Annotated in this window: 10 protein-coding genes; 6 read left to right on the plus strand and 4 right to left on the minus strand. The window is 61.9% G+C overall.

Translation table 11 applies throughout. The annotated features are described in order from the left end of the window. Nucleotides 1-137: 137 nt before the first annotated feature. Nucleotides 138-2,174 carry an NADH:flavin oxidoreductase gene (locus tag NPS29_RS11855; RefSeq protein ID WP_274132737.1) on the plus strand — a complete coding sequence of 679 codons (2,037 nt, stop codon included), beginning with the start codon at nucleotides 138-140 and terminating at the stop codon, nucleotides 2,172-2,174. Nucleotides 2,175-2,636: 462 nt separating this feature from the next. On the opposite strand, the gene NPS29_RS11860 is transcribed toward NPS29_RS11855, so the two are convergent. After that, nucleotides 2,637-3,416, minus strand: a complete 780-nt coding sequence (locus tag NPS29_RS11860; protein ID WP_274132739.1) for a pyrroline-5-carboxylate reductase family protein — start codon at nucleotides 3,414-3,416, stop codon at nucleotides 2,637-2,639. Next, complete coding sequence (locus NPS29_RS11865; protein ID WP_274132740.1) at nucleotides 3,409-4,095, minus strand: TetR/AcrR family transcriptional regulator; 687 nt, start codon at nucleotides 4,093-4,095, stop codon at nucleotides 3,409-3,411. Before NPS29_RS11865 ends, NPS29_RS11860 begins: the two co-directional genes overlap by 8 nt. Nucleotides 4,096-4,213: 118 nt before the next feature. Here NPS29_RS11865 and NPS29_RS11870 point away from each other — a divergent pair, with 118 nt between their 5' ends. From NPS29_RS11870 to NPS29_RS11880, 3 genes are all read left to right on the plus strand, one after another. After that, nucleotides 4,214-5,149 (plus strand): LysR substrate-binding domain-containing protein, encoded by a 936-nt coding sequence (locus NPS29_RS11870; RefSeq protein WP_274132742.1) that lies wholly within the window; start codon nucleotides 4,214-4,216, stop codon nucleotides 5,147-5,149. A 101-nt stretch (nucleotides 5,150-5,250) separates the two neighbouring features. Then, on the plus strand, nucleotides 5,251-6,507 hold the full coding sequence (locus NPS29_RS11875; RefSeq protein ID WP_274132743.1) for an aromatic ring-hydroxylating oxygenase subunit alpha: 1,257 nt from the start codon (nucleotides 5,251-5,253) through the stop codon (nucleotides 6,505-6,507). 10 nt (nucleotides 6,508-6,517) lie between these two features. Beyond that, nucleotides 6,518-7,636, plus strand: coding sequence for a hybrid-cluster NAD(P)-dependent oxidoreductase (locus NPS29_RS11880; RefSeq protein ID WP_274132744.1), 1,119 nt, complete (start codon nucleotides 6,518-6,520; stop codon nucleotides 7,634-7,636). Between the two features lie 9 nt (nucleotides 7,637-7,645). Here the strand turns inward: NPS29_RS11880 and NPS29_RS11885 are convergent, their stop codons facing one another. After that, nucleotides 7,646-9,754: a TonB-dependent siderophore receptor gene (locus NPS29_RS11885; protein ID WP_274132745.1), complete on the minus strand. Its 2,109-nt coding sequence runs from the start codon at nucleotides 9,752-9,754 to the stop codon at nucleotides 7,646-7,648. Nucleotides 9,755-10,030: 276 nt separating this feature from the next. Here NPS29_RS11885 and ycaC point away from each other — a divergent pair, with 276 nt between their 5' ends. Beyond that, nucleotides 10,031-10,657: an isochorismate family cysteine hydrolase YcaC gene (gene ycaC / locus NPS29_RS11890; protein ID WP_274132746.1), complete on the plus strand. Its 627-nt coding sequence runs from the start codon at nucleotides 10,031-10,033 to the stop codon at nucleotides 10,655-10,657. A 605-nt stretch (nucleotides 10,658-11,262) separates the two neighbouring features. Continuing rightward, nucleotides 11,263-11,532: a hypothetical protein gene (locus tag NPS29_RS11895; protein ID WP_274132747.1), complete on the plus strand. Its 270-nt coding sequence runs from the start codon at nucleotides 11,263-11,265 to the stop codon at nucleotides 11,530-11,532. An 11-nt stretch (nucleotides 11,533-11,543) separates the two neighbouring features. Here NPS29_RS11895 and NPS29_RS11900 read toward each other — a convergent pair whose 3' ends face one another. After that, entirely contained in the window at nucleotides 11,544-12,305 is a 762-nt protein-coding gene (locus NPS29_RS11900) for a hypothetical protein (protein WP_274132748.1), read from the minus strand. Between the last annotated feature and the right edge of the window lie 15 nt (nucleotides 12,306-12,320).

Genomic DNA, 12,320 nt, shown 5'->3' on the forward strand with positions numbered 1-12,320 from the left:
CTGAACGGATCTTAGCCATGGTTTTCGGGGCTAGCAAGCAAAATGTACACCTGTGTTTTAGAGATTGACACCTGTGAACATTCGATCCTAATGTTATGCCAGACCGAGCCTGATGTTCCTCCAAGAGAGCACCGATAATGTCCACCGATCCGCTTCTGCAGCCCTACCAGATCAAGCACCTGACCCTGCGCAATCGCATCATCACCACCTCCCACGAACCGGCGTATCCGGTGGACGGCATGCCCAAGGACCTTTATCGCGCCTACCACGTGGAGCGCGCCAAGGCCGGTGTGGCGCTGACCATGACCGCAGGTTCGGCCGCGGTGTCGCGGGACAGTCCGCCGGTGTTCAACAACGTGCTGGCGTACAAGGATGAGGTGGTGAAGTGGATGAAGGACCTGACCGACGAGTGCCACGAACACGGCGCGGCGGTGATGATCCAGTTGACCCACCTGGGCCGTCGCACGCGCTGGGACAAGGCCGACTGGTTGCCGGTCGTCTCGCCTTCGCACCGTCGCGAAGCCTCGCACCGCTCGTTCCCGAAGAAGCTGGAAGACTGGGACATCGACCGCATCATCAAGGACTATGTCGATGCCGCGGAACGCATGAAGGCCGCAGGCCTGGATGGCCTGGAGCTGCAGGCGTACGGGCATCTGATGGATCAGTTCTGGTCGCCGTTGACCAACGATCTGGACGGCCCGTACGGCGGCTCGCTGGAAAACCGCATGCGCTTCACCTTCGATATCCTGAGCGGCATTCGCAAGCGTTGCGGCGAGGATTTCCTGCTGGGCGTGCGCTACACCGGCGATGAGGACCTGGCGGGTGGCTTCAACGCTGAAGAAGGCATGAAGATTTCCCACATGCTCAAGGACAGCGGCCTGGTCGATTTCCTCAACGTGGTGCGCGGGCACATCGACACCGACGCAGGCCTGACCGACGTGATTCCGATTCAGGGCATGCGTAACGCCGCGCACCTGGATTTCGCCGGAGAGATTCGCGCATCCACCGGCTTCCCGACCTTCCATGCAGCGAAGATTCCGGACGTGGCCACCGCGCGCCACGCCATCGCCTCGGGCAAGGTCGACATGATCGGCATGACCCGCGCGCACATGACCGATCCGCACATCGTGCGCAAGATCATCGAGAAGCGCGAAGAAGACATCCGCCCCTGTGTCGGCGCCAACTACTGCCTGGACCGCATCTATCAGGGCGGTGCGGCGTATTGCATCCACAACCCGTCCACCGGGCGTGAAACCACCATGCCCCATGACATCCCCAAGGCCGCGAAAACGCGCAAGGTGGTGGTGATCGGCACAGGTCCCGCCGGGCTTGAGGCGGCGCGGGTGGCAGGCGAACGCGGGCATCAGGTGACGGTATTCGAAGCGGCGGATCAGCCAGGCGGACAGATTCGCCTGACGGCGCTGTCGGAACGTCGCCGGGAGATGATCAGCATCATCGACTGGCGCATGACCCAGTGCGAACGCCTGGGGGTCAAATTCAATTTCAATACCTGGGCCGAGGCCGACACCGTGCTGGCCGAAGAGCCGGACGTGGTAATCGTCGCCACCGGCGGCCTGCCTGACACTGAAGTGCTGAGCAGCGGCAACGAGCTGGTGGTGTCGGCCTGGGACGTGATTTCCGGCGACGTGAAGCCCGGCAAGAACGTGCTGATTTTCGATGATGCGGGCGATCATGCCGCGCTGCAGGCTGCGGAATTGATCGCCAAAAGCGGCGCGACGCTGGAAGTCATTACCCCGGACCGCTCGTTCTCGCCGGAAGTGATGGCGATGAACCTGGTGCCGTACATGCGGGCGCTGCAGGACCTGGACGTGACCTTCACCGTGACCTACCGGGTTGACCGGGTGGAGCGCCAGGACGGCAAACTGATTGCGCATCTGGGCAGTGATTATGGGCCGGTGAACAAGCATCGGGTCGTTGATCAGGTGATCGTCAACCACGGCACCCTGCCGCTGGACGATCTGTATTTCGACCTGCGCCCTCACTCGCTCAACGATGGGGCCGTGGAGCAGCACGACCTGATCGCCGGCAACGCGCAAAACATCGTGACCAACCCCGATGGGCGCTTCCAGCTCTTCCGCATCGGCGACGCCGTCGCGGCACGTAACACCCACGCCGCGATCTACGACGCACTGCGGTTGGTGAAGGATCTCTGAAAACGTCACCCGCCCTGCCGACGCTGCCCCGTAGCAGCACGGCTTGCCGGCGTTGCACCCGTAGCAGTCCGGCTTGCCGGCGTTCTGGTGCGCAGCGCCAGTAAAATCAACGCTGCGGTGGTGGCAGACAAACCGCGTACTCAGGGTTTACTGCCGCTTCGCGCCAGCCCGCCGGCAAGCCGTGCTGCTACGCCCTTCGGGCAGAAGCGTGACCGTGTGCTCCCAAAGAGATTGCCCATACAACCATGCCCCGTAGCAGTCCGGCTTGCCAGCCTTGCACCCGTAGCAGCACGGCTTGCCGGCGGGCTGGTGCGCAGCGCCAGTAAAATCAGACGCCGCGGTGTTGTGAGGTAAACCGCGTACTCAGGGTTTACTGCCGCTTCGCGCCAGCCCGCCGGCAAGCCGCGCTGCTACGCCCTTCGGGCAGAAGCGTGACCGTGTACACCCCAGAACTCTGTGGGGCTACATTCCTTTTCGGGCAAGCGTGGCGCCGGCCTGGATCGCGCTGCCTATCAGGCCTTCGAACCCGTCATCGGTGAGCGCCTGCAACCCGGCTGCGGTTACCCCGCGATACGCCATCAGGGCTTCGATCAACTGCTCTGCGGAACGCTCGGCCAGCAACGGTGCGCTGCCGACCACCACACCCAAGGCTGCGCGACGGGCGATTGATTCGGGTATGCCTTGAGCCATTGCACCCTGGGTCAACGCCTGCGCCAGCAAGGCCGGGTACGCAGGCCCAGTGCCCGACAGCGCGCTCAGGTAATCGATATGATCTTCCAACGGCACTTCGGCCGCATCGCCCACGCTTTCGAACAACCGCTGCACGAACATCTTGTCGGCCACCGACAGCTCACCGTCCTCGAACCAAGGCGTGAAAGACCGTCGAATCTCCACCGCCGCATTGGGCATCGCGCGCACGACAACGCTGGCACCGGTTGCCGCCTTGATGCGCGACGCAGGGACGCCAGCCATCAGCGAAATCACGCACTTGCCCGCCGCGTCCAGCTTCAAACCGTCGAACTGCTCGGGCCGGACCGAGAGCATGATCATCGAGCTCATCTGAACCAGCTCGCAATTGTCGGTGGTGATGCGCACCCCACGCCCGGCCAGCTCACCCTCGCCGGAACGGTTAGACAGCACCAGGTGATCCGCCGACAACAGCCCGCTCGCCAGCGCAGCCTTGGCAATCCCGTCGCCCAACCAGCCGGTGCCGCCGATGATGCCCAGCGTTTGGTCACTCACTCACGGCCTCCTCGAAGGTATCAACCAGCGGGACAAACACGCCGGGATCGGTCTGTGCGTACCCGAATTTGCCATAGAAACGGTCAAGCTCGCGGCGCTTGGGCGCCTTGCCGGTGAAGATGGTCACGTAGTGCGGAATGCGCTGGAAACGCTCCACGGCCTCTTCACGGGTGTTCATGGTGATGTAGCCGATCTGCGTCAGGTACAGCGTCCGCGCCCGGGCATCTGCCACCTCGGGTTCGGCACCGAATCTGCGAAACATCGCGGCCAATCCGGCCAGGCGCGCCTGGTCGGCGGCGGCCACTTCCTGGCTGACTTCCGGCGATTGCAACGCCCAACTGCGCACCGCAAACTCGAATTGCGAGTCGAACATCTCGGGGTTGAGCCAGCACTCGAAGACGTTCAGCGCAGCCTCGCTGATGCTTTCGGCATAGCCCTCGCTCTGGCGCAGCAGGCTGCCGGTGTTCTTGTCCCGCCAGCGCGCGATCAGCGCAGCGAGCAACTGCTCGCGGTCTTCGAAGAACCAGTAGAAACTGGTACGCGACAGGTTCAGGCGCTTGGCCAGCGGCATCACCCGAACGGCATCGATGCCCGCCTCTTTCAGCGCTTCATAAGCCGCTTGAAGCCAGCCCTCCGCCGAGCCGCGCCAGCCCGCATCCTGTGCCTTGATTCTCGCCATGACCGCTTTCCCCACACATCAATATAAAAGCACTGTACTGTATCGATCATTTAATGTACACCTGCGTACATTGTGTGGACGCTATTCCGAAAGACTATAAAAACAGCCGAGGCCGACCATGAGCATCCCCAGCTTGCAACCACCCGGACCGCGACGCATCAAGGGCTACCGGCGCCTGATTCCCTCCATGACCGCGCTGCTGGAATTCGAAGCCGTGGCGCGCCTGAGCAGCTTCACCCTCGCGGCGCAGGAGCTGGGCGTCACCCAGGCGGCGGTGAGCAAGCAGGTGAAGCTCTTGGAAGACACCCTCAATGCGCGGCTTTTTCATCGCCTGCACCGCTCGATCAAGCTCACCACCGAGGGCTACGCGCTGTATGCCGTGGTCGCCGAGTCCATGCAGCGCATCGCCGGGACGTTCGACAAGATCGCCGAAGGCACCACCGAGCAGGAACTGGTGCTCGCCAGCACCTCGGCATTTTCGCAACTGCGCATCCTCCCCCGGCTCACGGCGCTGCGCCAGGCGCAACCGGACCTGCACCTGCGGCTGGTGTCCACGCAGCACCATGACGTCGACCTCGCAGTGCGCTTCGGCACAGGCCGCTGGGACGACGGCACCTCGACGCTGCTGTTCGATGAAGAGGTCTTCCCGGTGTGCTCCCCGGCCTGGCTCGCCAGCCATCCTGCGCCGCACACCGAGCAGGATCTGCACCACGCGCCGCTGATCGATTCAGACGCCACCCTCGAAGGCTGGATCACCTGGAACAGCTGGTTCCGTGCGCTGGGAGAGGCACCGCCGCGCCTGACCTATCAGCTGCGTTGCAGCCATTACAGCGACGCGGTTCAGGCCGCAATGCAGGGTCACGGCATCGCGCTGGGCTGGGGCCGGCTGGTGCATCACCTGCTCGAATCGGGGGAGCTGGTGCGGGTCACTCCGCTGGTGGTCAAGCCCAAGGACGCCTATTACGTGGTGGTTCCCACAGGCCGAAGCAGCTCGGGATTCGTGCAGATCCTGACCCAGTGGCTGCGTCAGGATGGCACGCGGGAGTTCGCATAACCTGCGCTCATACGAGGGTGAGAATAAAGCGCGTTGACCGTTCTTCGGGGCATTTCGATACTGGATCGAAGCAAAACAAGCCTGATGACCCGAGGTGCAACATGATCGTATCCCCCGTGAAGAGCCATCGCCAACTGCTCGTCGAACGCATGCCCGGCCACGGCATGCCCGGCGAATTGTTCGGTCGCGACGACGTCTTCACCACCGACGTTGACGTGTTCTTCAACAAGCACTGGATTCTGGTCGGCGTCACCGCCGACATTCCGGAACCGGGTGATGTCTACACGGTTGACTTGGGCAAGGCGTCGATCATCCTGGTGCGCGACGATGACGAAAACGTCCAGGCCTTCCGCAACGTCTGCCGCCATCGCGGCGCGCGCCTGAAGGAGGCCGGCAAGTCCACGGTGGGGATGCTGGTCTGCCCCTACCACCAGTGGACCTACGACCTGGACGGCAGCCTCAAGCACGCCGCGCACATGGGCAAGGACTTCGACCGCACCTGCAAGAGCCTGCACCCGGTGCACACCAAGGTCGTGGGTGCCCACGTGTTCGTCTGCCTGTCCAGCGAGCCGCCAGAAGACATCGGTTACCTCGAAGACACCATGACGCCGCGCTTCGCACCGTTCGATTTGAGCAGGGCCAAGATCGCCCACGAATCCGAGATCATCGAGAACGGTAACTGGAAGCTGGTCATCGAGAACAACCGCGAGTGCTACCACTGCGCAGGCACCCACCCGGAACTGACCGCCTCGTTCCTGCCGGAAGACTTCGGCTTCTGCACCGACGGTCTGAGCGAAGAATCCCTCGTCGCGCTGGACGATTACTACGCCCGCAACGCCGCGGCCAAGGCGAGCTGGGAAGCAGACGGCTTCATCTGTGACGCCGTCGAGTATCTGGACGAAGCCTCGATCACGCAGTTTCGCTCGCAACGGCTGGTGATCGCCGGCAACGGCGAGTCGCAAACCCTCAACACCCAGGTGGCCTGCACCCGTCTGCTGGGCGACGTGACGCGCCGCGATCTGGGCGACATGCACCTGTGGACGCACAATTCCTGGACCCACGTCATGAGCGACCACGCGGTGATCTCCTGGATCATCCCGCTGTCCGCCGACAAGACCCTGGTGCGCAGCCGCTGGCTGGTGCACCAGGATGCGGTCGAAGGCGTCGATTACGAGCGCCAGACCCTCACCGAAGTGTGGAACGCCACCAACCAGCAGGACGCCAATCTGGTCGCCATCACCCACAGCGGCACCCAGGATCCGGCTTACGCACCGGGGCCGTTCTCGGCATTTACCGAGTCCTACGTCGATCAGTTCTCGCGCTGGTACGCCGCGCGCCTGGCCGCCCACGGCGTGTGAGGGAATGACCATGACCACTTTGCAGAATATTCCGGACGTGCGCTTCGCCGATGAAGCCACCTGGGCCACCCACGGCGCCGAATGGCCCAGTGGGGAAACCCGGCGCATCGAATGCTGCGCCGTGCGCAACGAAACCCACGACGTCAAAACCTTCGTCTTTCGCTGTGCCGACTTCACCGCGCTGGCCTTCGAACCGGGGCAGTTCATCACAATCTCGCCACAGATCGACGGCAAGATCGTTTCGCGCTGCTACACCCTTTCGTCCTCGCCGACGCGGCCTTTCAACTTCTGCATCACGGTCAAGCGCGTACCGGGCGGCGAAGTCTCCAACTGGCTGCACGACAACCTGCATCCGGGCAGCACGCTGGCCGCGTCAGGGCCGGCAGGCAGCTTCACCCCGGTCGGGCTGCCCACCGGCAAGCTGCTGTATCTCTCGGCAGGTTCGGGCATCACCCCGCTGATGGCCATGGCACGGGCGGCGTACGATCTGGCGGCCAATCTGGACATCGTGTTTGTCCACAGCGCGCGCTCGCCCGCCGACATTATTTTCCGTGATGAACTGGCGCAGATGCAGGCCCAGCAATCCCGCTTCCGGGTGCTGGCCGTCTGTGAAGCGGAAGGTGACGAAGCCGATTGGCAGGGTCCGATTGGCCGCCTGGACCTGGCGCTGCTAAGCACACAGGTGCCCGACTTTCTGGAGCGCGAAGTCTTCACCTGCGGCCCTCAGGGCTACATGAGCGCCACCCGTGGCGTGCTGGAGAAAGCTGGTTTCGATGTGGCGCACTACCATCAGGAAAGTTTCGACATCAACGCACTGGCTGCGGAAACGGCCGCACCGGTGACGCCAGCCAGCGCACCGAGCGAAACGAGCTTCACCGTGACCCTCGCCAAATCCGGCAAGACCTTCAGCGTCAGCCCCAGCCAGACCCTGCTGGCCGCGGCGAAAAAAGCCGGAGCCGTAGTCCCCTCCTCCTGCAGCCAGGGCGTATGCGGCACCTGCAAGACCGCCGTGCTGCAGGGCGAAGTCGATATGCAGCACAACGGAGGGATTCGCCAGCGCGAGATCGACAAAGGCTTGCGTCTGCTCTGTTGCAGCCGCCCGACATCCGATCTGGTGCTGGACCTTTGATGACGCTTTTTAGAACGTGTAGGTGAAGCCAGTCTGAACCGTGCGCGGCGCGCCCGGATAGGCGTACAGGTTGAACGCACCTTCTTCGTAGTCTTCGTTGAAGACGTTCTTCAGGTCCAGGTTCACCCGCAGCTTCGGCGTGATCTGGTAGAAGCTGAGCACGTCGGCCACGGTGTAGCTCGCCATGTTGTAGGTCGAGTTGGCGGTCTGGCCCGCACGGCCTCCCACATGGCGCACACCCAAGCCCAGCCCAAGGCCGTTGAGTGTGCCTTCGTGGAACTCATACACGTTCAGCAGGTTGTAACTGCTGCGCGGGATGTTCGCCAGGCGAGTGCCGGTTTGCAGCGAGTTATCCTTGACCACTTCGGCATCGACGTAAGAATAGCCGCCCAGCACGCGCCACTGCGGGGTGATGTTGCCCGCCACGTTCAGGTCGAAACCTCGGCTGCGCACGCGCCCGGCCGCCACGCTGTAGTTGGAATCGACCGGATCGAGGGTCAGCACGTTGTCCTTGATGGTGTGGAAGATGGCCGCATCGACGGTGAGTTGATCTTCCAGCGTCTTCCACTTCACGCCCAGTTCGTAAGATTTACCCTCTTCTGCATCGAAACCGCCACCTTCACGCGATGCGCCGGTGTTGGGCTTGAATGACTCCGAGTAGCTGCCATAAAGCGCAACATCCGGCGTCAGGTCGTAGACCAGGCCGTAACGTGGCGTGACCGCGCTCTCGCTCTTGTTCCAGTCCACGGAGTTGGGCAGCTTGTTGTCGTAGTCGTGCTCGTCACGCTCGATCCGGGCGCCAACCAGCAACTTCAACCGCTCGGTCAGGCGCATCTGATCCTGCACGAAGGCTGCCGTACTCTTGAGCTTTTCGTGGTCATGGGTGGTTGTGCGGGTCAGCGCCGGACGCGCCTGGCCCAGTACCGGATTGAAGATGTCGATCGGATACGCCGTCAACGCTCCGCTGGAACGCATGATGATCGACTTGTAGTCGTATTCCTCATACTCAAGGCCGGTCAGCAGGGTGTGTTCGATGCTGCCGGTGTTGAAGGTGCCGGACAGGTTCAACTGGAAATCCTGGTCATTCCATTCCAGTTTGCGCCAGTTGAAATTGCGCCCCAGGGTGCGGCCGTCCGCCTGGATACCGTTGGCCTCCACCGCGTTGCCCTTGAGCTGGCCATCGAGCCACTGCACGCCGCCGCTCAACTTCCAGTTGTCGTTGAGCAGGTGCTCGAAACGCAACTGGCTGACGTTGTTGTCGTTGTGCAGCAGGTTGTCCGAGCCTTTTTCCCACACGTAGGTGTCGCGGTTGCCGACGCCGATCTGGCTGCCGTAATGGGTATTGCCACGGTCGAGCGGATGGTTGTTGCGCATGTAGTCACCCTCGAAGGTGATGCGCGTGTCGTCGGTGGCCTGCCACTCGATCACAGGCGCCAGGTCGTAACGCTCGGTTTCGACGTGATCGCGAAACGAATCGCCGCCCTCGCCCAACAAATTCAGACGGTAGGTCAGGGTCTTGGAATCATTGAGCGCGCCGGTGGTGTCCAGGGTGCCACGGTACATGCCCTGGTCGTCCATCTGCCCGCCGATGGAGGTTTTCTGCTCGGCCTCGGGCTGCTGGGTGACCACGTTGAAGGTGCCGCCCGGATCGCTGCGGCCGTACATGGTGGCCGCCGGGCCACGCAGGATGTCGACGTGATCGATGGTGTTGGCGTCCGGCGCGTTGGGATAGCCACGGTTGACCGGGAAGCCGTTGCGATAGAACTCGCCGGTGGTGAAGCCGCGCACGGTGTAGGTGGTCAGCCCCTGGCCGCCGAAGTTGTTGGCCCGGCCGATGCCGCCGCCGTAATCCAGCGCATCCTGCAGGCGAGTGACGTTGCTGTCCTCCAGCACCTTGTTGGTGATGACGGAAACCGACTGCGGCACTTCGTGGATGTCGGTATCGGTGCGCGTGGCGCTGGACGTGTGCGTGGCACGGTACGCCTCGCGTTCACTCGCTGCGCCCTGGCTGCTGGCCTGGATGTCGATTGCGGGCAGTGCCAGTTCATTCGAACCTTCTGCCCATACGGCCGGGGAAAATACGTTAAGCAGGCACAGCGAGGTCAACGCGTAGCGCATCTAGAAACTCTCAGACGATGGTATACCAAGAAAAGTGTCGCGCATGATACATAGAAAGATTCTCATTACCATCCTTCATGTTCGGGAATTTGCGGAGATTGATGCAATGTCTGTATTACTGTCCCTGATTTTGAATCAGTAAGTCTCTTTTTTGCCGGATTGTTAGCGAATCGAATCACCCCTAAAGTTCATCCCATGCCGCAGCGACTGAACACACAGACACGCCGCAGCAACACTTTCGATTCACAACTCTCTCGACTCAAAAGGAATGCACACATGACTACTTACAAGCGCCTGGACAAGAACGACGCCGTACTGCTGCTGGTTGACCACCAGACTGGCTTGATCTCCCTGGTTCAGGATTTCTCGCCCAACGAATTCAAGAACAACGTGCTGGCCCTGGCCGATTGCGGCAAGTTCTTCGACCTGCCGACCATCCTGACCACCAGCTTCGAGCAGGGTCCGAACGGCCCGCTGGTGCCGGAGCTGAAAGAGATGTTCCCCGACGCGCCGTACATCGCCCGCCCTGGCCAGATCAACGCCTGGGACAACGAAGATTTCGTCAAGGCGATCAAGGCCACTGGCCGCAAGCAGCTGATCATTGCCGGCGTTGTGACCGACGTCTGCGTGACCTTCCCGACCCTGAGCGCCCTGGCCGAAGGTTTTGATGTGTTCGTGGTGACCGACGCTTCGGGCACCTTCAATGAAGGCGTGCAGCAGGCGGCATGGAATCGCATGTCGGCGGCCGGTGCGCAGTTGATGAACTGGTTCGCCGTGGCCTGCGAGCTGCACCGCGACTGGCGCAACGACATCGAAGGCCTGGGCAACCTGCTGTCCCAGCGCATTCCCAACTACCGCAACCTGATGAACAGCTACTCGGCGCTGACGGCTGCCAAGAAGTAACTTCCCTCAATGACAAGGGCGGGCATGATGCTCGCCCTTTTTGCGTGGTTTCCAGAGACCTCTGAGCCACCATTGTAGGAGCGCGCTTGCCCGCGACGACGTTGGTACGTCCAAAACATCTCCGTCGCCGGACACGACCATTCGCGGGCAAGCGCGCTCCTACAGGTGGGAATCTGACGTTGAAGCACGACCTCGCAACCCCGGCGCAAACGTGTAAGAAAAGGCTTACACGCACTTCATCAAACTGGCCGTTTACACAACGAGGGCAAAGTCATAAATTGGATCCATCAACCGGGGAGCAGGAAGCACCTCGGAGATCACGGATGATCTGCCACTGCCAGGAACGCTACCGACAGGACGTTGGATGGCCTTGATAGAAAAGAACCCGCTTCGGCGGGTTTTTTATTGCCTGCGTATCGCAGAAGAGGCTGCTGGTAACCAGATGTAAACTTTTTCACTACAGCAATTCAACATTTCAGCGGTATAGTCGCGCCGCCTGAAATCGCCACGCGAGGCTCTAGGACGGTATTCCTGGCTTCCTGGAAAGCCGCCGAAAAGCGTGTGGGCACAGGTTTCGGATCGAACATCACATAGGGAGATACATGATGGGATCAGCGCTCGACGTGCTTCGTAACCAGATTCAGGATGCCGAACCGGTCCTGAAACGGCTCGATCTGGAGATGGAACGGATCGAGTTCGACCCGCGAATCCCCGCCAGCGTCGAGGCGGCCAAGGTGACGGTCGATGCGGTAATCAATCGCCTGATGGGTGCTTTCAAGAAGAATCCCATCCTCGGCCCATTGACCGATGACCTGAAATCCCAGTACCTGGAAGCCATCGCGACCCAGGTGGCCGAAGCAGAAGAGCGGGTCTGAGCGACGCTCTATCAATCCTTCAGCAGCCCCGCCAGACCGGCAGTCACCACGACCGCCAACGCAACCGCGACGGCTACTGTGACGAAGATGCCCCATTGCATCACCAGGCCCTGAAGCGCGAGATAAAACCCGATCACGCCAACACCGCCGATGGCATTCCCGCGCACGATGGCCGCCAGTTCATAGCGTCCGCCATGAACATGAGCGAAGACCGCAAGCGGCCAGGCGATCACCGGGATCGGCGCCAGAAAGCCACTGACCACCGGCCCGAACCACTGGGCGCCAGCGGTAATGGCCAGCAGCAGAAGGGTCGCGGTCAGCATGCGCATCGGGATGATCCAGCGCGGCAGCGAGACATAACGCCCAGGCGCAGGCTCGCTGCCTTTAGCGGTGGCCCGGACGATTGCCGCAACCAGACACAGCGCGACCACAATCGACACCGCCTGCCATCCGATGCAGCTCATCAGAAATGCGACAGCGGCATAGAAAACCAATGCCGCCACGCACCCGGGCAGCACTGAAAGCCTGCGCGTCACCAGGAAGTAAAACAGGTAAGTCGCCTGAATCGCCGCCACTCCCGCCAGCGCCCCAGGCACCGCCTTCTCGGCGAAGCCCGGGCCTTGTTCAAGGCTCAGAAACAACATCACCGACGCCGACGTCACCGGCAGCCCGGAAAGCAACCCGCCAATCCGGGTGCCCCAGCGCTTGGCGGCCAGTGAAATCGAGAGCATCAGCAGTGGTGTGATGAGGAGCTTGAGGTAAAAGGCAGTCATGAACGCATCGGGTCG

Source organism: Pseudomonas putida, assembly GCF_028682175.1.
GTDB classification, from domain to species: Bacteria; Pseudomonadota; Gammaproteobacteria; order Pseudomonadales; family Pseudomonadaceae; genus Aquipseudomonas; species Aquipseudomonas putida_AD.

Bases quoted from the DNA above. Each gene is read 5' to 3' on its own strand.
- NPS29_RS11855 (WP_274132737.1), top strand. From the start codon at position 138: ATGTCCACCGATCCGCTTCTGCAGCCCTACCAGATCAAGCACCTGACC.
- NPS29_RS11865 (WP_274132740.1), bottom strand. From the start codon at position 4,095: ATGGCGAGAATCAAGGCACAGGATGCGGGCTGGCGCGGCTCGGCGGAG.
- NPS29_RS11870 (WP_274132742.1), top strand. From the start codon at position 4,214: ATGAGCATCCCCAGCTTGCAACCACCCGGACCGCGACGCATCAAGGGC.
- NPS29_RS11875 (WP_274132743.1), top strand. From the start codon at position 5,251: ATGATCGTATCCCCCGTGAAGAGCCATCGCCAACTGCTCGTCGAACGC.
- NPS29_RS11880 (WP_274132744.1), top strand. From the start codon at position 6,518: ATGACCACTTTGCAGAATATTCCGGACGTGCGCTTCGCCGATGAAGCC.
- NPS29_RS11885 (WP_274132745.1), bottom strand. From the start codon at position 9,754: ATGCGCTACGCGTTGACCTCGCTGTGCCTGCTTAACGTATTTTCCCCG.
- ycaC (WP_274132746.1), top strand. From the start codon at position 10,031: ATGACTACTTACAAGCGCCTGGACAAGAACGACGCCGTACTGCTGCTG.
- NPS29_RS11895 (WP_274132747.1), top strand. From the start codon at position 11,263: ATGGGATCAGCGCTCGACGTGCTTCGTAACCAGATTCAGGATGCCGAA.
- NPS29_RS11900 (WP_274132748.1), bottom strand. From the start codon at position 12,305: ATGACTGCCTTTTACCTCAAGCTCCTCATCACACCACTGCTGATGCTC.